The organism is Phenylobacterium sp., assembly GCF_025934275.1.
Classification (GTDB): Bacteria; Pseudomonadota; Alphaproteobacteria; order Caulobacterales; family Caulobacteraceae; genus Phenylobacterium.
On the sequence record NZ_JAICYI010000025.1, the window covers coordinates 1 to 18,712 of the forward strand.

Annotated in this window: 20 protein-coding genes; 14 read left to right on the plus strand and 6 right to left on the minus strand. The window is 69.9% G+C overall.

Annotated features, from left to right (window positions below; translation table 11 throughout):
• On the plus strand, positions 1–920 hold a 920-nt coding region (locus tag Q0W60_RS08270; RefSeq protein ID WP_297694438.1), incomplete at its 5' end, for an isomerizing glutamine--fructose-6-phosphate transaminase.
• Between the two features lie 48 nt (positions 921–968).
• Positions 969–1,727 (plus strand): TIGR02281 family clan AA aspartic protease, encoded by a 759-nt coding sequence (locus Q0W60_RS08275; RefSeq protein WP_297694440.1) that lies wholly within the window; start codon positions 969–971, stop codon positions 1,725–1,727.
• A gap of 66 nt (positions 1,728–1,793) precedes the next feature.
• Here the strand turns inward: Q0W60_RS08275 and Q0W60_RS08280 are convergent, their stop codons facing one another.
• Positions 1,794–2,075 (minus strand): hypothetical protein, encoded by a 282-nt coding sequence (locus Q0W60_RS08280; RefSeq protein WP_297694442.1) that lies wholly within the window; start codon positions 2,073–2,075, stop codon positions 1,794–1,796.
• A gap of 227 nt (positions 2,076–2,302) precedes the next feature.
• Here Q0W60_RS08280 and Q0W60_RS08285 point away from each other — a divergent pair, with 227 nt between their 5' ends.
• Together Q0W60_RS08285 and Q0W60_RS08290 are read left to right on the plus strand one after the other, a co-directional pair.
• Positions 2,303–3,172 carry a UTP--glucose-1-phosphate uridylyltransferase gene (locus Q0W60_RS08285; RefSeq protein WP_297694444.1) on the plus strand — a complete coding sequence of 290 codons (870 nt, stop codon included), beginning with the start codon at positions 2,303–2,305 and terminating at the stop codon, positions 3,170–3,172.
• Positions 3,173–3,258: 86 nt separating this feature from the next.
• The gene (locus tag Q0W60_RS08290) at positions 3,259–4,473 is read left to right on the plus strand and encodes an NAD-dependent epimerase/dehydratase family protein (RefSeq protein ID WP_297694446.1); all 1,215 of its coding nucleotides are present in this window, start codon (positions 3,259–3,261) and stop codon (positions 4,471–4,473) included.
• A 15-nt stretch (positions 4,474–4,488) separates the two neighbouring features.
• Here the strand turns inward: Q0W60_RS08290 and Q0W60_RS08295 are convergent, their stop codons facing one another.
• Positions 4,489–5,235: an alpha/beta hydrolase gene (locus Q0W60_RS08295; RefSeq protein WP_297694448.1), complete on the minus strand. Its 747-nt coding sequence runs from the start codon at positions 5,233–5,235 to the stop codon at positions 4,489–4,491.
• Positions 5,236–5,314: 79 nt separating this feature from the next.
• Between Q0W60_RS08295 and Q0W60_RS08300 the strand changes: the two genes are divergently transcribed.
• From Q0W60_RS08300 to Q0W60_RS08315, 4 genes are all read left to right on the plus strand, one after another.
• Positions 5,315–6,478 carry a glycosyltransferase family 4 protein gene (locus tag Q0W60_RS08300; RefSeq protein ID WP_297694450.1) on the plus strand — a complete coding sequence of 388 codons (1,164 nt, stop codon included), beginning with the start codon at positions 5,315–5,317 and terminating at the stop codon, positions 6,476–6,478.
• The gene (locus Q0W60_RS08305; RefSeq protein WP_297694452.1) at positions 6,478–7,467 is read left to right on the plus strand and encodes a glycosyltransferase family 9 protein; all 990 of its coding nucleotides are present in this window, start codon (positions 6,478–6,480) and stop codon (positions 7,465–7,467) included. Before Q0W60_RS08300 ends, Q0W60_RS08305 begins: the two co-directional genes overlap by 1 nt.
• Positions 7,468–7,576: 109 nt before the next feature.
• On the plus strand, positions 7,577–8,098 hold the full coding sequence (gene infC / locus Q0W60_RS08310) for a translation initiation factor IF-3 (protein WP_297694454.1): 522 nt from the start codon (positions 7,577–7,579) through the stop codon (positions 8,096–8,098).
• 215 nt (positions 8,099–8,313) lie between these two features.
• Positions 8,314–9,552, plus strand: coding sequence for an MFS transporter (locus tag Q0W60_RS08315; RefSeq protein ID WP_297694456.1), 1,239 nt, complete (start codon positions 8,314–8,316; stop codon positions 9,550–9,552).
• Here Q0W60_RS08315 and Q0W60_RS08320 read toward each other — a convergent pair whose 3' ends face one another.
• The 3 genes from Q0W60_RS08320 to Q0W60_RS08330 all read right to left on the minus strand — a co-directional run bounded on the left by Q0W60_RS08320 (position 9,553) and on the right by Q0W60_RS08330 (position 13,135).
• On the minus strand, positions 9,553–10,494 hold the full coding sequence (locus tag Q0W60_RS08320) for an alpha/beta hydrolase (protein ID WP_297694458.1): 942 nt from the start codon (positions 10,492–10,494) through the stop codon (positions 9,553–9,555).
• Between the two features lie 167 nt (positions 10,495–10,661).
• Positions 10,662–12,098 (minus strand): aldehyde dehydrogenase family protein, encoded by a 1,437-nt coding sequence (locus tag Q0W60_RS08325; RefSeq protein ID WP_297694460.1) that lies wholly within the window; start codon positions 12,096–12,098, stop codon positions 10,662–10,664.
• A gap of 104 nt (positions 12,099–12,202) precedes the next feature.
• On the minus strand, positions 12,203–13,135 hold the full coding sequence (locus Q0W60_RS08330; RefSeq protein ID WP_297694461.1) for an SMP-30/gluconolactonase/LRE family protein: 933 nt from the start codon (positions 13,133–13,135) through the stop codon (positions 12,203–12,205).
• Between the two features lie 220 nt (positions 13,136–13,355).
• Here Q0W60_RS08330 and Q0W60_RS08335 point away from each other — a divergent pair, with 220 nt between their 5' ends.
• From Q0W60_RS08335 to Q0W60_RS08350, 4 genes are all read left to right on the plus strand, one after another.
• Positions 13,356–14,090 carry an SDR family oxidoreductase gene (locus Q0W60_RS08335; RefSeq protein WP_297694462.1) on the plus strand — a complete coding sequence of 245 codons (735 nt, stop codon included), beginning with the start codon at positions 13,356–13,358 and terminating at the stop codon, positions 14,088–14,090.
• Positions 14,091–14,094: 4 nt separating this feature from the next.
• The gene (folB, locus tag Q0W60_RS08340; RefSeq protein ID WP_297694464.1) at positions 14,095–14,460 is read left to right on the plus strand and encodes a dihydroneopterin aldolase; all 366 of its coding nucleotides are present in this window, start codon (positions 14,095–14,097) and stop codon (positions 14,458–14,460) included.
• A 78-nt stretch (positions 14,461–14,538) separates the two neighbouring features.
• The gene (locus Q0W60_RS08345) at positions 14,539–14,934 is read left to right on the plus strand and encodes a hypothetical protein (RefSeq protein ID WP_297694466.1); all 396 of its coding nucleotides are present in this window, start codon (positions 14,539–14,541) and stop codon (positions 14,932–14,934) included.
• 7 nt (positions 14,935–14,941) lie between these two features.
• Positions 14,942–15,634 carry an isoprenylcysteine carboxylmethyltransferase family protein gene (locus Q0W60_RS08350; RefSeq protein WP_297694468.1) on the plus strand — a complete coding sequence of 231 codons (693 nt, stop codon included), beginning with the start codon at positions 14,942–14,944 and terminating at the stop codon, positions 15,632–15,634.
• A 5-nt stretch (positions 15,635–15,639) separates the two neighbouring features.
• Here the strand turns inward: Q0W60_RS08350 and Q0W60_RS08355 are convergent, their stop codons facing one another.
• Entirely contained in the window at positions 15,640–16,527 is an 888-nt protein-coding gene (locus tag Q0W60_RS08355; protein WP_297694469.1) for a branched-chain amino acid aminotransferase, read from the minus strand.
• An 83-nt stretch (positions 16,528–16,610) separates the two neighbouring features.
• Between Q0W60_RS08355 and Q0W60_RS08360 the strand changes: the two genes are divergently transcribed.
• The gene (locus Q0W60_RS08360) at positions 16,611–17,318 is read left to right on the plus strand and encodes a response regulator transcription factor (RefSeq protein ID WP_297694471.1); all 708 of its coding nucleotides are present in this window, start codon (positions 16,611–16,613) and stop codon (positions 17,316–17,318) included.
• Entirely contained in the window at positions 17,318–18,679 is a 1,362-nt protein-coding gene (locus Q0W60_RS08365) for an ATP-binding protein (RefSeq protein ID WP_297694473.1), read from the plus strand. The genes Q0W60_RS08360 and Q0W60_RS08365 overlap by 1 nt, the downstream gene beginning before the upstream one ends.
• Positions 18,680–18,712 lie beyond the last annotated feature (33 nt).

The window sequence follows — 18,712 nt, forward strand, 5'->3', positions numbered from 1 at the left end:
CGAGCTACGCCGGCCAGATCGCGCGATACCTGTTCGAGAAGCTGGCCGGCCTGCCCTGCGAGGTCGAGGTCGCCTCGGAGTTCCGCTACCGCCAGCCGGCGGTGACGCCCGCGACCCTCGCCATCGCCGTATCGCAGTCCGGCGAGACGGCCGACACGCTGGCGGCGCTGCGCTGGTGCAAGGCCCAGGGCCTCACCACCGCCGCCGTCGTCAACGTCCACGAATCGACCATGGCGCGGGAGGCCGACGTCCTGTTCCCGACCCACGCCGGCCCGGAGATCGGGGTCGCCTCCACCAAGGCGTTCACCAGCCAGGTGGCGGCGCTCACCGCGCTCGCCATCGCCGCCGCCGCCGCCCGCGGCCGGCTCAAGCCCGGCGAGGAGGCGCACGACACGCGGCTGCTCCTGGAAGCGCCGCGCCTGATCGCCGAGGCGACGCAGGTGGAGGACGACGTCCGCGCGCTCGCGCCAGAGCTCGCCAAGGCCCGCGACGTCCTCTACCTCGGCCGCGGCGCGATGTACCCGCTGGCGCTGGAGGGCGCGCTGAAGCTCAAGGAGATCAGTTACATCCACGCCGAAGGCTACGCCGCCGGCGAACTGAAGCACGGGCCGATCGCGCTGATCGACGAGACCACGCCGGTGATCGTGATCGCCCCCTCTGACCCGCTGTTCGACAAGACCATCTCGAACATGAGCGAGGTGGCGGCCCGCGGCGGCAAGGTGATCCTGATCACCGACGAGGAGGGCGCGGCCAATGCGCCGCCTGGGGTGAAGCTGATCGTCGGACCGAGCTGCGATCCGCTGCTGGCGCCCCTGGTCTACGCCCCGCCCATCCAGCTCCTCGCCTACTATGTCGCCGTCCAGAAGGGCGCCGACGTCGACCAGCCGCGGAATCTGGCGAAATCGGTGACCGTGGAGTAGCTGTCGGGCCGTCCCGCTGGCAGGCTCGCGGCGGAACGAAGGGGAGCCATGTCGGACAAAACCGGCCCCTGGGGGCGGGACGCGCCGCCGCCGCCGCGAGTTCCACGACGCGCGCGGCTATGGCTGCTGCTGATCGTCGGGCTGGGCGGCCTGGTGCTGGCGCTGGCCCGCGCTTTCCCCGAAGCGGTCCGCACCCGCGGCGACTGGGCCGACGTGGCCTATGCCGCCGGGCTGGTCGTGCTGATTTCCGCAGGCGTGTTCCGGGCTGGGCGCGGCCGCTCTCCCGAGCGTCTGAAGCACGCGGCGATCTGGCTCGCGATCATCGCGGCGGTGGCGCTCGGGTTCGCCTATCGGGACGAGCTCCGCGGCGTGCCGCAGCACCTGCGGCTCGCATTCAGCGACGGCGAGCCGGTCGCGGTCGGCGATCACCAGCTGGTCATCCCGCAAGACGGCGACGGCGGCTTCGAGGTGATCGGCAGGGTCAACGGCCAGCGGGTCCGCTTCCTGGTCGACACCGGTTCGACCGATACGGTGCTGAGCCTCGACGATGCGCGCCGGCTCGGGATCGATCCCGCCGGACTTCGCTTCGACGAAGAGGCCGAGACCGCCAACGGCAAAGGCTATGGCGCGCCCTATCGCGCGCGCCGACTTCAGGTCGGGCCCATTGCACTCGACGATTTCAAGATGTCGGTGAACCAGGCGCCGATGAGGCGCTCGCTGCTCGGACTGAGCTTCCTCAGGCGGCTCGATTCCTTCGAGGTGCGCGGCCGCTCGCTGATCCTGAGATGGCGTGAGCCGACGGGCTGAGCCGCGGCCCGAAAAGCAAAACGGCCGCTCCAGGAGCGGCCGTTCGCACGATAAGAGACGTCGATCCTACTTCTTCGCCGGAGTCGAAGAGGACATCGAGCTCGTGGTCGTGGTCGAATTCGTCGCGCCGGCCGTCGCGTTGGTGTCCGACGGGGCCGTCGAGTTCGTCGCGCCAGCCGTGGCGTTGGTGTCCGCCGGGGCCGTCGTGGTCGTGGTCGTGTTGGTATCGGTCGCCGTGGTGGCGTTGGTGTCAGCCGTGGCCGTGTTGTCCGCCTTCTTTTGGCAGGCCGACAGGCTCACCGCGAGAACCGCAGCCGCAGCAACCGAAGTCAGGATACGCAGTTTCATGGATTGCTCCCCTGGAGGACTATCCCCCGACACACAACTCATACACGGCTTCGTGAGTTCGCGAAATCGTGATCGTCCGTGCGGCGCGGATTTTTGCCGCAACAAGCTGTGGATTTCAGTCCGGCCGTCCTCTAGTCCGCGAGACGGATCGCGCGGTCTCGTCGAGGCGTGAGGGCCGCGCGACGACCAGGCTTCGGCCCTCGTAAGGCGTCTGCTCGGAGAGATGAATGACCCAACGCGTGCGCAAGGCCGTGCTGCCGGTGGCTGGGCTCGGGACCCGCGTGTTGCCCGGCGCCAAGGCCACGCCGAAGAACCTCCTGAACGTCGTCGACCGGCCGATCCTGTCCTACATCGTCGAGGAGGCGCGCGCGGCGGGCATCGAGCACTTCGTTTTCGTGGTCGGCCGCGGCCAGGGCGCCATCGAGGACTATTTCGACGCCAATCCCGAGGTGGAAGGCGCGCTCGAGGCCAAGGGCAAGGCCGAGATCCTCGCCGATGTCCGGCGTGACATCGGTCCGCCGGGGGAGATGAGCTTCATTCGCCAGATGGCCCCGCTGGGCCTGGGCCACGCGGTGTGGTGCGCCCGCCACGTGGTGGGCGATGAGCCGTTCGCGGTCATCCTGTCCGACATGCTGATGACCGCCGATCCGCCGGCGCTCGCCCAGGCCGTGGCCGCCCACGAAGAGGTCGGCGGCAACATCGTAGTGGTGGAGCCGGCGCCCGAGGGCGAGGCCCACAAGTACGGAATTGTCGCCCTCGCGACGCGAACGGGCCGGCTCAACCGCATGACCGGCATGGTCGAGAAGCCCGCGCCGGGCGCCGAGCCGTCCAACCTGTTCATCTCCGGCCGCTACATCCTGCAGCCCGAGATCTTCGAGACGCTGCAGACCCAGGAGCGTGGCGCCGGCGGCGAGATCCAGCTCACCGACGCCATGTCCAAGCTCATGAAAAGCCAGGACTTCCATGCCCTGGAATACGACGGGACCACCTACGACTGCGGCGACAAGATCGGGCTCCTGCGCGCCAACGTGGCCTTTGCGCTGCGCCGCCCCGAGCTCGCCGAAAGCGTCCGCAAGGCCATCCAGGCGCTCCTGTGACTGCGGCGGCCTGTCGCAGTTTGGCTTGGCGAAAGCGCCCTTCGTAGGGTAGCCCTTTGCCGGGGGGGCCACGTCGTGGAGTTGCGATGCGCGTATTGATCCTCGGCGGCGACGGCTTCTGCGGCTGGCCGACCGCGCTTCATCTGTCGGCGCGCGGCCATGCCGTCGAGATCGTGGACAACCTCTCGCGGCGGCGGATCGACGGCGAGCTGCGGGCCGGTTCGCTGACTCCGATCGTCCCGCTCGACGAGCGGCTGGCCGCCTGGCGCGAGGTCTCCGGGCGGGCAATCCGCGCCCACCAGATCACCGTCGGCAAGGACTACGACGAACTCCTCGACCTCTTGCAGACCTTCCGGCCCGACGCGGTGGTGCACTTCGCCGAGCAGCGCGCCGCGCCCTACTCGATGAAGTCGGCGCGCCACAAGCGCTACACGGTCGACAACAACCTCAACGCCACCCACGACATCCTGGCCGCGATCGTCGATTCCGGCCTCGACATCCACCTCGCCCACCTGGGAACCATGGGCGTCTACGGCTACGGCACGGTCGGGATGGCGATCCCTGAGGGCTATCTGACGGTGAAGGTGGAGACGCCCGCCGGCTGGGTGGAGAAGGAGGTCCTCTATCCGCCGAGCCCCGGGTCGATCTACCATATGACCAAGACCCAGGACGCGCTGCTGTTCCAGTTCTACGCCAGGAACGACAAGCTGCGGATCACCGACCTGCACCAGGGCATCGTCTGGGGCACCCAGACCGCCGAGACGCGGCTCGACCGGCGGCTGATCAACCGCTTCGACTACGACGGCGACTACGGCACCGTGCTCAACCGCTTCCTGATGCAGGCGGCGGTGGGCTATCCGCTGACCGTGCACGGCGTCGGCGGCCAGACGCGCGCCTTCATCAACATCCAGGACACCGTGCGCTGCGTCGAACTGGCGCTCGCCCATCCGCCGACCCGCGGCGAGCGGGTCAAGGTGATGAACCAGATGACCGAGTGCTGGCGGGTGCGTGACCTGGCGCAGATGGTCTCTCGCCTCACCGGCGCCGAGATCGCCTACCTGCCGAACCCGCGCGAGGAAGCCGACGAGAACGAGCTCGCGGTGGAGAACCGCCGGCTGCTGTCCTACGGCCTGGAGCCGATCACCCTGGAGGAAGGCCTGCTGCTGGAGGTGACTGAGATCGCCCGCTGCTTTGCCGAGCGCGCGGACCACTCGAAGATCCGTTGCGTCTCGACCTGGAACGCTGAGCGGGCGGCGGCCACCGCAGACCTCGGCGCGGAGGCGGCGGTCGCCGCGGAATAGCCGCCGCGGGGGAATTCAGGGCAGCTCTTCCACCGCCGCGATTAGCCTCGCGATGTCCTGCGGCCGCGACAGGCGGTGGTCGCCGTCCTTGATCAGCGTGAAGACCACGTCCCGACCCTTGATCGCCTGCGCCATCTCCAGGGCATGGCGCCACGGCACATCGGGATCCTCACCGCCCTGCAGGATGCGCACCGGCGCCTCGATCGGGACCTCGGAGTCGAGGATCGACCAGCGGGCGCCGTCCTCCAGCAGAGCTCGGGTGATCGGATAGGGCTCCTCGCCATAGGGCGACGGCCGCAGCCAGACGCCGTCCCGAGCCAGGGCGGCGCGGCCGTCCGGCGGCAGGCCCGGCCTCATCAGCTTCTCGGTGAAGTCGGCTGCGGGGGCGACCAGCACCAGGGCGGCGATCCGCGCCGGGGCGGCCATGGCGACGAGACAGGCGAGCCAGCCGCCCATGGAGGAGCCGACTAGCACCGCCCGGCCCTCAACCAGATGGTCGAGCACCGCCAGCGCATCGGCCCGCCAGCGGCTGATGGTCCCCTCGCGGAACTCGCCGTCGGAGATCCCATGGCCGAAATAGTCGAACCGGAGATAGGCGCGGCCGCTCGCCCGCGCCCAGTCGGCGAGCGCCTGGGCCTTGGTCCCGGCCATGTCGGACTTGAAGCCGCCCAGCCAGACGACCGTCGGGCCCCGGCCCTCGACGCGCTTCCAGGCGAGCCGCGCGCCATCGTCGCGAGTCAGGTATCCTGTCGTCTCGGCCATGGATCGCTCATAGCGCGGGGTCGCCGCCGCGTCAGCGCGCCGCCGCGTGGCCGCACCCATTTCGAGGTAAGCGAAGGACGTGCCGCTGCCGCCCGACTTCACCTTGCTGCAGGTCGTTCCCGAGCTCGAGACCGGGGGCGCCGAGCAGACCACCATCGACGTCGCCCGCGCGGTCATCGAGGCGGGCGGCAAGGCGCTGGTCGCGACGCGCGGCGGGCGCATGGCGGCGCGCCTGGTCTCCGATGGCGGCCGGCTCGCCCAGATGCCGGTCCACGCCAAGAACCCGCTGGCCGTGCTTGGCAACGCCGCCCGCCTGACGGAGCTCATCCAGCGGGAAGCCGTGAGCCTGGTCCACGCCCGCTCCCGCATGCCGGCCTTCTCGGCGCTCTGGGCGGCCCGCGCGACCCGCCGGCCGTTCGTCACCACCTACCACGGCATCTATTCGGCCGGTTCGACGCCGAAGCGCTGGTTCAACGCGGTGATGACGCGCGGCGATCTGGTGATCGCCAACTCCGAGTACACCCGCCGGCACATCCTGGCGGAGCACCATGTCGATCCGGCCAAGGTCGTCGCCATCCCGCGCGGCGTGGACCTCGACCGGTTCAATCCCGCCTGGATCACGCCCGACCGGATCGAGGCGCTCAGACGCGCCTGGGGCGTCGGCGAGGACGGCCGCCGCACGGTGTTCCTCATGGCCGGGCGCCTCTCGCCGGTGAAGGGCCACGCCACGGTGATCGAGGCCGCGCGTCGCATCCGCGAGCAGGGCCGTGACGAGTTCCTGGTGCTGGTGGCGGGCGACGATCAGGGCCGGACCGGCTATCGCGAGGCGCTCGCCAGGCAGATCGACGAGGCGGGCCTTTCGGACCACGTGCGCCTGCTCGGCCATTGCGACGACATGCCGGCCGCGTACCTGGTCGCCGACGTGGCCATCGCCGCGCGCACCACGCCGGAGGCCTTCGGGCGCACCGCCGTGGAGCCGCAGGTCATGGGGCGGCCGGTGATCGCCTCAGATTGCGGGGCGCAGAGCGAGACGGTGGTCGATCGCGTCAGCGGCTGGCTGGTCCCGCCGGGGGAGCCTGAGGCCTGGGCGCAGGCGATGACCCAGGCCATGGATCTGGGGCCGGGGCGCAGGCTGGCGATCGGTCAGGCGGGGATGAACCGGGCGCGCCAGCTCTATCGCAATGACGCCATGTGCGCCGCCACGCTCGCAGCCTACGAACGGGTGCTGGAGGCCCGCCCCTGATGGTCCGCCGCGGCGTCGAGAAGATCCTGGTGATCAAGCTGTCCGCCCTGGGCGACTTCGTCCTGGCGCTGGCGGCGATGAAGAAGATCCGCGAGGCGCATCGCAAGGCGCACATCTCGCTGCTCACCACCCCGCCGTTCGAGGGCCTGGGCAAGGCGAGCCCCTATTTCAACGCCGTCTACACCGACGGGCGGCCCGAGACCTTCGGCCAGTGGGCCGCGCTTCGCAAACGGCTGAGGACCGCGGCCTACGACCGGGTGTACGACCTGCAGACCTCCAACCACTCCAACCGCATCTTCCACCTGCTGCGTCCCAGTCCGCCGTCCTGGTCGGGGATCGCGCTCGGCTGCTCGCTGCCGCACAAGAACCCCTTGCGCAACTCCATGCACACCCTGGAGCGCCAGGCCGACCAGCTTATGTACGCCGGCATCTGGCCAGATGCGCCAACCTCGCCAGGCGCCGCGCCCCTGCCGGACCTTTCCTGGGTCTGGAGGAACGAGCCCGCCGAGCGCTCGGTGGCGGGCGGGGTGCGGCCCAGGCCCTATGTGATGTTCGTCCCCGGCGGATCGGCGCATCGGCCGGAGAAGTGGTGGCCGGTGGAGAACTACGCCGAGCTGGCGCGCATCCTCTACGCGCGCGGCTTCGACATCGTGATCATCGGCGGCGTGCAGGAGACGCCGCTCGCGCACGCCATCCAGCGGGTGACGCCGCGCGCCCGCGACCTGACCGGCCGCACCGACTTCGCGCGCATCGCCGTGCTGGGCGCCAAGGCCGCGCTCGCCATCGGCAACGACACCGGGCCGCTGCACCTCGCCGCGGCGGCCGGCGCGCCCACGGTGGTGCTGTTCTCCAAGGCTTCGGATCCGGCGCTCACGGCGCCGCGCGGCCGGGTCACCATCCTGCAGTCGGACCGGCTGGCGGACCTGCCGGTGGCCAAGGTGGCGCAGGCGGCCTCCGCCCTGCTCGGCCAGACCGCGGGCGCAGCTTGATAGTGTAGTAACCCTCCGCCATATACTGGCGCGGCGCGCCGATCGTCTTTCGACGAGACGGCGCGCTTTGGTTGGAACAACGAACGGAGCACCGCCTATTCGCCGCCCCATGCAAGCGCCTCCCGTCAAAGACGGCCCGCGCATGAACGAAGACATCCGCGCCCCCCGCGTCCTCCTCATCGACCAAAACGGTGAGAAGCAGGGCGTAATGCCCACCTCCGCCGCGATCGAAGCGGCCGAAGAAGCGGGCCTCGATCTGGTCGAGATCGTTCCCAACGCGGATCCGCCCGTTTGCAAGATCCTGGACTACGGAAAGTTCAAATTCCAGGAACAGAAGAAGAAGAACGAGGCGCGCAAGCGGCAGAAGGTGGTGGAGATCAAGGAGATCAAGCTCCGCCCCAACATCGACATCCACGATTACGATGTCAAAGCCCGCTCGATGCATCGGTTCTTCGAGGAAGGCGACAAGGTGAAGGTCACCCTACGCTTCCGCGGCCGCGAACTCGCCCACCCGGAGCTCGGCATGAAGCTCCTGCAGAAGGTCAAGGCCGACTTCGATCCGGTGGCCAAGGTGGAATATGAGCCCCGCATGGAGGGCCGCCAGATGATCATGATCCTGGCGCCGAGGTAGTCCTCCGCTCATCCCGGCGATGGCCGGGATCCAAGCCGAGTCCAGGTTTCTGCACGGGCGCTGGCAGCCAACCAACCGCCGCTTGCGCCCCGGCCTTCGCCGGGTGGTCGTGGTGGGAACCGCTGAGAAGCGGGCGCGGGTTGCGGCCGCGAGTTTGCGCTCCTTCCCCGATCCATCCTTGCCCCCTGAGGCGGCGCAGATTACCAGCGTCCGCCATGTCGGACAGCACGCCCCCGGAGGCGGCCCCGCCTCGCTGGGCGGCGCCGTCGCTGATCGCCCTTATCTTCCTGAACCAGCTCGGCTTCGGGATCGTCGTCCCGCTGCTGCCGTTCTACGCCAAGTCGTTCAACGCCCCGGCCTGGCTGGTCGCGCTGATCTTCTCGGCCTTCTCCATCGGCACCTTCTTCGGCGAGCCGTTCTGGGGACGGCTCTCCGACAAGTACGGCCGCAAGCCGCTGCTGATCTCCACCATCTGCGGCAACTGTCTGTGCTATTTCGCGCTCGCCTTTGCGCCGAGCGCGGCGGCGGCTTTCTTCATCCGCCTGCTCGGCGGGCTGTCCAGCGGCAACGGCTCGGTCGTGCAGGGCTATCTCGCCGACGTCACCCCGCCGGAGAAGCGCACCCGGGTGATGAGCTGGATGAGCGCCTCGTGGAACGTGGGCCTGATCGTCGGGCCGACGCTGGGCGGCATCTTCGCTAAGCCCAGCTTGGGACCGATCGGGTTCCAGCTGCCGCTGTTCGCGGCCTCGGGCTTGTTCGCGACCTCAGCGGTGTGCATCGCGCTGTTCATCCGCGAGAGCCGGCAGCGGGACCAGACCAACACCCACCGCCCCAACCGCTGGGCGGCGTTCGGCGAGGCGGTGCGCAACCCGATCATCGGACGGCTGTTCCTGCTGACCTTCATGGTCGGCTTCGCCTTCACCGGCATCGAATCCATCTTCGGCCTGTGGACCCAGGCCAAGTTCGGCTGGGGCCCGCGCGACGTCGGCGTCGCGTTCGCCTTCGTCGGCGTCGCCTCGGCGATCACCCAGATGACCCTGACCGGCCCGCTTTCCGAGCGCTTCGGCCAGGGGACGATGCTGGCCATCGGCATGGCCATCACCATGGTCTGCATCGGCCTGCAGCCGCTGTCGCCGGGCGGCGCCTACACCATCGCGCTGATGACGGCCTCGGCCATCGGCCAGTCGGTCGCCTGGCCGAACGTCTCGGCGATGATCTCCCAGACCGCCGAGTCGCATCGGCAGGGTCAGATCCTGGGCCTCAACAACGCCATGGGCGCCGCGGCGCGCGTGGGCGGCCCGTTCTGCGCGGGGCTGTCCTTCTCCGGCCTCACGATCGACGGACCCTACATCCAGGGCGCGCTGGTGGTCGCCCCGGCCATCTGGCTCGCGCTCTCGGCCGGCCGGCGGGTCACGGAAACCCGGGCCCACGCCGAGGCCGTCGCGGCCGAATAGTCAGCCGATCGCCGCCTGCAGCGCCTCGGCCGTCTGCCTCGAGGCTTCGATCACCGCCGGCGAGATGTCGGCCATGATGTAGAAGTCGTGCGGCAGGTGCGGGTATTCGACGTGGCGGGCCTCGACGCCCGCCTGCTTCAGCCGCTCGGCGTAGGCGTAGCCCTCGTCCTTCAGGCAGTCGTGGCCGGCGGTGACGATCAGCGCCGGCGCGGCGCCGCGAAGCGCCCGGTCGATGGGCGAGAGCCGGTGCGCCTCAGGATGTCCGCCTGCGGCCAGCAGCTTCTCGAACCAGCGCATCGCCTGGAACGTCAGGACCGGGCCGTCGAGGGTCTGGCGCGACGGCGTGGTCCATTCGGAGGTGGTCGCCGGATAGAGCAGCAGCTGAAAGGCGAGCTGGCGGTCGGGGTCGTCCTTCAGGTCGATGGCGACGGTGGCTGCGAGGTTGCCGCCGGCGGAGTCGCCGCCCACCGCGATCCGCTGGCGGTCGACGCCCAGCTCGCCGGCGTGGTCGAAAGCCCACTTGGCCGCGGCCAGCGCGTCGTCGTGGCCCTTGGGGAAGGGGTGCTCGGGGGCAAGGCGGTAATCCACCGCCATCACCCGGCAGTTTCCCCAGCGCGCCATCCTGCGGCAGTGGCCGTCGTGGGTTTCGAGGTCGCCGATCACCCAGCCGCCACCGTGGAAATAGACCAGCAGGCCCGAGGGCTTGCCGAGCCCCTGCGGCTCGTAGAGGCGCACGGGGATCTCGCCGTGCGGGCCGGGGATCGCGAAGTCGCGGACCTCGACGTCCTTCGGCGCATTCTGGTCCTGGCTCTGCCGCTGCGCTCGGTACCCGGCGCGGACCATCTCGGGCGGCAGCTGGTCGATCGGCGGCAGCGGGTTGTCCGCCGCCTGCTTCGCCTGCGCCTCGAGGTGGCTCCGGAAATGGGGATCAATCTCGGACATGAGGGTCTCGTCCTAAACTCCCCTCCCCCTTGCGGGGAGGGGCCAGGGTGGGGGGTCGACGCGCACGCCCCGCCGGACTTGTGGTCAAGCGTCGCGCCGGTCAGTGCGGCCCCGACACCCCACTCCCAACCCTCTCCCCGCGAGGGGGAGAGGGCTCGGCGTGATCCCTACTCGGCCGCTTCCTTCGGCGCGTAGCCGAGGATGGCCTTGGTCTCCAGGAACTCGTGGAAGGCGAAGTCGCCCCACTCGCGCCCGTTGCCGCTCTTCTTGTAGCCGCCGAAGGGCGCGGTCATGTCCGAGCCGCCGTTGATCGAGACCTGACCGGCGCGGATCCGCCGGGCGATCTTGCGGGCCTGGTCGAGGTCGGCGCCGTTGACATAGCCGGCGAGGCCGTACTCGGTGTCGTTGCCGATCTCGATCGCCTGGTCGATCGACTCATAGCCCAGGATCGACAGCACCGGCCCGAAGATCTCCTCGCGGGCGATGGTCATGTCGTTGGTGACGTTCCCGAACACGGTGGGCTTCACGTAATAGCCCTTGTCGAGCCCCTCGGGCCGGCCCGGACCGCCGGTGACCAGGGTCGCGCCTTCCTCGACGCCTTTCTTGATCAGACCCTGGATCTTGTTGAACTGCACCTCGGAGACCACCGGCCCCAGCATCGCGTTGCCGTTCGGATCGCCGACCGTGACCTGATCGGCGGCCTCCTTGGCGACCGCCATGGCCTCCGCCATCCGCTTGGAGGGGACGAGCATCCGCGTCGGGGCGTTACAGGACTGGCCGGAGTTGGTCATCATGTGCTGCACGCCGCGCGCCACGCTCTTGGCGAAGACGCTGTCGTCCAGGACGATGTTCGGGCTCTTGCCGCCCAGCTCCTGAGCCACCCGCTTGACGCCGGGAGCGGCGTTCTTGGCCACCTCGATGCCGGCCCGGGTCGAGCCGGTGAAGGAGACCATGTCGATGTCCGGGTGGCTGGAGAGCGCCACGCCGACGCCCGGCCCGTCGCCGTGAACCAGGTTGAACACGCCGGCGGGCACGCCGGCGGCTTGCATGATCTCGGCGAAGATATGCCCTGAGAAGGGCGCCACTTCCGAGGGCTTCAGCACCATGGTGCAGCCGGTGGCGATAGCCGGCGCGACCTTGCAGGCGATCTGGTTGAGCGGCCAGTTCCACGGGGTGATGAAGCCGCAGACGCCGATCGGCTCCTTCACGATCAAGGTGTTGCCGCGGTCTTCCTCGAACTTGAAGTCCTTGAGGATCTGGGCGGCGGTGGCCAGGTGGCCCATGCCGGCCGGCACCTGCGCGCGCTGCGCGAGCGAGGCGGGCGCGCCCATCTCTTCGGTGACGGCGTTCGCCAGGTCGCCGAAGCGCTTCTGGTACTCGGCGAGGATGCGCTGCAGCACCTCGATCCGCTCCTCGCGGCTGGTCTGCGACCAGGCGGGGAAGGCCTTCTTGGCCGCCTTGACGGCCTTGTCGACGTCGGCCGCCGTGCCGAGCGCGATCTTGCCGCAGACCTGCTCGGTCGCGGGGTTGATCACGTCCAGCGTCTTCTTCTCGCTGGGTTCGACCCACTGGCCATCGATGTAGAACTTGAGGTACTCGCGCATGGACGTCCTCCTGGACCGTTCGCTTCTGCCCGCCGGAGCCGTCCGCCCCGACCTTCAAACGCGCATTTTAGTGATCAGCGGTAACTTCGGAAGCCCCGCCGTCATTACACTTGATGCACAAGCGGCTGGCCCGCAACCGGGGACCGCGCCTTGAGCACATAATCGGCCCGTATCGAGCCGATGTAGAGGTCCTTCAGGTCCGCGCCGCCCCAGGTCACGTTCGTCGGGTGGTTGATCGTCTGGCCGCTCGGATCGTGGAACACGGTGACCACCGTCAGGTCCGGCCGGATCGCGACGACCTTGTTGGCGGCCGGCAGGCAGACCCAGAGATTGCCCTCGGCGTCCATGCCGACCCCGTCGGTGTAGCCGAGCTCGTTCGGGTCGTGCTGCGGATCGCCGGGCGCCTGCAGCTTGCCCAGCACCGGCCCATAGCGCTCCCCTGCGCCCAGCCGGCCGCCCGCCAGGATCGGGAAGCGCATCACGTCCGCCCCCGAGGTCTGGGCGCAGTAGAGCTGGCTCTCGTCGGCGGCGATCGCCAACCCGTTCGGAAACTTCAGGCCCTCGGCGACGATGTCCGACGAGCCATCGGGCCTGAGCACGAAGATGAAGCCGTCGGCGCGCCCGTCCAGCGCCTGCGGCCAGGTCTCGGCATGGGTGGAGTTGGCGCACCAGATATTGCCGACGGAATCGATGATCGGATAGTTGGACGAGGTCAGCCGCTTGCCGCCGACCTCGGCGAGCAGCGTCTCGTGCGCGCCGGTCCGCGGATCGAACCGCTGCAGCGGCCCCGCCTGGCGGTCGTAGATGCCGAAGTTGGCGATGATGATCCGCCCCTCGCGGTCCATGTTGAGGCCGTTGGGCGCGCCGCCCTTCGGCCCCAGCCGCTTGAACGAGCCGTCGGGGAAGATCTCCGCCACCGCGCTCTGGTGGTCGGAGGCGAACACCCGGCCGTCCTTGCCCGCCACCACGTCCTCGGGGCGATCGACGCCCACGGCGATCTTGCGGAAGGCCTCGGTCGGTATCGGCGCGAGCGGCATGGCCTCATCTCCCTCTGCGGCAGGGTCGGACCTTGAGCGCCTGACGCAGGGTTCGACAAGGCGGTTGCGGGGCGCCGGCAGCGCCGCTAAAGCCCGGACGATCCAGTTTGGAGAACAGCCTCCATGGCCTTCATCGCCATCGTCGTCTTCCTCATCGTCATCGCGGCGCTGAACCGTTACGAGTTCGGCCGCTTCGACTAGGCGGTAGGGACCTCCCCGGATGGCGAGCCGCGGCGCGGCGCTGGTCACGGGCGGCGCGCGGCGGATCGGCCGGGCGCTGGTCGCGGCTGCGGCCGACGCCGGCTACGACGTGGCGGTCCACGTGCGGGCGGTGGACGACGACGCCGAGGCGGCCGCCGCCGACGTCAGGGCCCGCGGCCGCAAGGCCCAGATCTTCGCCTGCGACCTGCGCCGCGAGTCCGCCACCGTCGCCCTGGTCGGCGAGGTCGAGGCCGAGCTCGGGGCGGTCACCCTGCTGGTCAACTGCGCCAGCGTCTTCGAGCGCGACGCCTTCTCGGACATGAACCGCGCCTCCTGGGACGCGCACATGGAGACCAACCTGCGCGCGCCGCTGGTGCTCGCGCAGGCCTTCGCCCGCCGGCTGCCCGCCGATCGCGAAGGGCTGATCGTCAACCTGCTCGACCAGCGGGTCTGGCGGCCGACGCCGGAGTTCTTCTCCTATTCGCTCTCCAAGGCCGCGCTGTGGGCGGCGACCCAGATGCTGGCGCAGGACCTCGCGCCGCGCATCCGGGTGAACGGCATCGGGCCCGGACCGACCCTGCCCTCGATCCATCAGGATCAGGCCGCCTTCGCCGCCGAGGCCGCCGCGACGCCCTTGGGCCGCGCGGTCGGGCCAGCCCAGGTCGCGGGCGCGCTCAGGTACCTGATCGACGCAGCCGCCGTCACCGGCCAGATGATCGCGGTCGATTCCGGCCAGCACCTGGCCCGGCGGTGAGCCGATGAGCGGGCCCAAGGTCGCCATGACCAAGGTCTTCGTCAGCGGCCTGCAGGTGCAGGCGCAGATCGGCGTCTACCGGCACGAGATCGGACGCGTGCAGCCCCTGGTGGTCGACGTGGAGCTGGATGTCCCCACCGCCGGCGCCGAGCGGCTCGCCGACACGCTGAACTACGAGACCATCCTGAAGGCCGCCCAGGCGGTCGCCGCGGAGGGGCACATCGGGCTGGTGGAGACCTTCGCCGAGCGGCTGGCGCGCGCCTGCCTGGACGACGCCCGCGTCACCCGCGCGCGGGTGCGTGTGGAGAAGCCGCTGGCGCTCGCGCCGCATGCGGTCGGCGCCGGCGTGGAGATCACCCTCGTTCGCTAGTCGCGGGCCACCCTACAAATCCTTCACTGGCGCGCCCACGTGGATGGGGCATGATCCGCCCGCAGGGAGGGCACACCCATGACCACCGACTATCACCGCGCCGCCGCAGAGGACCGCACCCTGCCGGCCGTCGTCTATGCGCTCTATCTGGTCGGTCTCTCCCATGGCCTGACGACCGTGATCGGCCTGATCATCGCCTACGCCAACCGCGACGGCGCCGGTCCGATGATGCGCAGCCACTACACCTGGCTGATCCGCACCTTCTGGTTCTCGTTGCTGGGCTTCGTGGTGGGCGGGATCATCGCGTTGGTGGGAATTCCCCTCAGCCTGATCCTGGTCGGCATTCCACTTATCGCGCTGGGCGGCCTGATCATGGCCGCGGCGTTGGTCTATTGCGCGGTGCGCTCGGTGATCGGGGTGATCTTCCTGGCCCGCGACGAGCCGATGCCGAGGCCCTACGCGCTGATCGCTTGAGCGGCCCATGTCGCGGCCAAAGCTCGTCGGCCTGCTGATCGTCGAGCTCGTGGCGATGCTCACGCTCATGGGCGCGGTGCTCTTCGCCGCGGCGGGGAGCTGGCGCTGGGCGGGCGGCTGGCGCTTCATCGTTCTGTTCGGCGCGCTCAGCCTGCTGGTCAGCCTGTGGCTGTTCGTCACCGATCCTGGCCTCCTGGAGGAACGGCTGAAGCCGCCCGTCCAGAGCGGTCAGAGCCGCTGGGACCGGCTGTTCATGGGCGCGGCGGTCCTGGCGTTCCTCGGCTGGCTGGCCGTGATCGGGCTCGACGCGGGGCGCTTCGGCTGGTCGCAGGCTCCGGCGTGGGCGCAGGCGCTCGGCGCCCTCGCGCTGATCGGGAGCTACGTCGGGATCGGCTGGGTGTTCCGCACCAACAGCTTCGCCGCGCCGGTCGTGAGAATCCAGTCCGAGCGCGAGCAGACGGTCATCGACACGGGCCCCTACGCCATTGTCCGCCACCCGATGTACGCCTTCGCCCTGCCGATCTTCCTGGGCGCCCCGCTGGTCGCGGGCTCGCTCTGGGGACTCGTCGCCGCGCCTCTGGCGATGGTCGGCATCGGCTGGCGGGCGGTGCGCGAGGAACAGGCGCTCAGGTCCGGCCTGCCTGGCTACGCGGAGTACGCCCGGCGCGTGCGATGGCGCTTCGCACCGGGCGTCTGGTAGCGCCGCTAGGCGGTCACCAGCTCGCGGCGGACCATCTTGGCGTAATCGTCCATCAGGCTGAGCGAGATGTTGCCTGGCCGGAAGCGATGCTCGCCGACCTCGGAGACCGGGGTCACTTCGGCCGCCGTCCCGGTGATGAAGCACTCCGAGAAGCCTGCGAGCTCCTGCGGCTCGATGTGCCGCTCGAAGACCTCGAAGCCCTTCTGGCGCGCCAGCTTGATCACCGACTGGCGGGTGATGCCGTCCAGGAAGCAGTCCGCGAGCGGCGTATGGATCACCCCGTCGCGGACGAAGAAGACGTTGGCCCCGGTGGCTTCGGCTATGTAGCCGCGCCAGTCGAGCATCATCGCGTCCGCAAACCCCTCCCGCTCGGCGGCGTGCTTGGAGAGGGTGCAGATCATGTAGAGCCCTGTCGCCTTCGCGTGCACCGGCTCGGTTTCGGGGCTCGGCCGCTTGTACTTGGCCCAGGTCAGCCGGATGCCCTTGGCCTTCTCCTCGGGCTTGAAGTAGCTCGGCCAGTCCCAGACCGCGATCGCCACGTGGATCTTGGTGTTCTGGGCCGCGACGCCGATCATCTCCGAGCCGCGCCAGGCGATCGGCCGCACATAGGCGTCGGCGAGCCCGCTCTTCGCACAGGTGTCCTTGCACGCCTGGTCGATCTCGGCCACGCTGAAGGGGATTTGGAAGTCGAGGATCTCGGCGGACTTGAACAGACGCTCGGTATGCGCCGTCAGCTCGAAGATCTCCCCCCCGTACATCCGTTCGCCCTCGAACACGGCCGACGCATAGTGCAGGCCGTGGGTGAGTACGTGCACCTTCGCCTCGCGCCAGGGCACGAACTGGCCATCCAGCCAGATCCAACCGTCGCGGTCGTCGAAGGGCAGGATAGACATGGGGGTGCGACCTCCTTTCGTAGGCGGCCCGTTGAAGCGTCACGCGTGATCCGCGTCAAACGAAATGGGCGGGAGGCTCGGCCATGACCCTCGCCGAGACCGCCCGCCAGGGCCGCCACCTGCTGATCGTCGACGACGACGACCGCATCCGCGAACTGCTCAAGGAGTTCCTCGCCCGCGCCGGATTCCGGGTGACCGCGGCGGCTGGCGGGGCGCCGGCCCGCAAGCTGATCGAGAGCCTGGCGTTCGACCTGGCGGTGTTCGACGTGATGATGCCCGGCGAGGACGGCTTCTCGCTCACCCGCTGGCTGCGCGACCAGCGCGGACCGGCCGGGCGGACGCCGGTCCTGATGCTCACCGCCCGGGGCGAGGCCGGCGACCGGATCGAGGGCCTGAAGCTCGGCGCCGACGACTACCTGCCCAAGCCGTTCGAGCCCGAGGAGCTGCTGCTGCGCATCGAGGCGATCCTGCGGCGCACCCAGGAGCGGGCGCCCTCCGGCGGATCGCTCTCGCTTGGTCGCTGCCGGTTCGATCCGGATCGTGGCGAGCTCACCTGCGACGGCGACCGGGTGCGTTTGACCGAGGCCGAGGTGGCCCTGCTCCGCCAGCTCGCCCGCACGCCGCACGAGCCTGTCGATCGCCTCGAGCTGGCCCGCGGCTCGGTCGACCCCTCCGGCCGCGCGGTCGACGTCCAGGTCACCCGGCTGCGCCGCAAGATCGAGGCCGACCACAAGACGCCGCGCTATCTGCAGACCGTCCGCGGCGTCGGCTACCTGCTGGCGCCCGACTGATGCGCCTGGCGCCGCGCCGCGTGCTCGGCCGCTGGATCAAGCGGCAGATGCCGAAGACGCTCTTCGGCCGCAGCCTGCTGATCATCGTCCTGCCGATCGCGCTGATGCAGATCGCCGTGACCTATGTCTTCTTCGACGCCCAATGGAAGACGGTGACCAGCCGCCTCTCGGAGGGGCTGGCCGGCGACATCGCCTGGGCGGTGGAGAGCTACAAGCAGGACCCGAGTCCGGCCGCCTTCGGCAAGATCTCCAAGCGGGCCGAGGACTCCATGTCGCTCTCCATCGCCCTGCAGCCCGGCCGCAAGCTTCCCGCCAACCGCCGTGACGTCCCGGTGCTGGAAGAGCCGTTCCATGCCCCCATCGACCAGTCGCTGCAGCGCGCGCTGGACGACCGGCTGGACGACCCCTTCTGGTTCGACACCACCCGCTACCCGGCCTACGTCGACATCCGCGTGGCGGTTCCAGGCGGGGTGATGCGGGTGCTCGCGCCCCGCGACCGCGCCTTCGCCACCCAGGGCCACATCTTCGTGCTCTGGATGACCGTCGCCACGGTGCTGCTCACCGCGATCGCCATCCTGTTCATCCGCAACCAGGTGCGCGCCATCGAGCGCCTGGCCAACGCCGCCGAGGCGTTCGGCCGCGGCGCCGACGCCCCGGCGTTCAAGCCGCATGGCGCCAAGGAGGTGCGCCGCGCCGCGCAGGCCTTCATCGCCATGAAGGGCCGTCTCCAGCGGCATATCGAGCAGCGGACGACGCTGCTCGCCTCGGTCAGCCACGATCTGCGTACGCCGCTCACCCGCCTGAAGCTCGCGCTGGCGCTCGCCGAGCCGTCCAAGCGGACGACGGCGATGAAGCGGGACCTCGCCGAGATGGAGCACATGATCGACGAGTACCTGGCCTTCGCTCGCGGCGAGGGGGGCGAGGCGGTCGAGGCCGTGCGCCTGCGCGACATCATCGAGGAGGTCAGCGAGGGCGTCGTGCGGGCCGGCGCCCAGGTGAGCGTCGCGGCCGACCCGGAGCTCACCGCGAGGGTCAGGCCGAACGCCCTCAAGCGCGCCCTTTCCAACCTGGTCATGAACGCCGCCGCCCACGGCGAGCGCGTCGAGGTGGCCGTCCGGCCGACCGGCCAGGGCGGGGTGGAGATCGTGGTCGACGACGATGGCCCGGGCATCCCCGAGGACCGCTACGAGGAGGCCTTCAAGGCGTTCGGCCGGCTGGATGAGGCGCGCAACCAGAACACCAAGGGCGTCGGCCTCGGGCTTGCGATCGCCCGCGACGTCGCCCGCGGCCACGGCGGTGAGATCACCCTCGCGCGATCTCCGCTGGGCGGGCTCAGGGCCGTCGTGCGCCTGCCTGGGTGAATGAGGGGGGCAGGGAGGCCGACGGACGCCGGC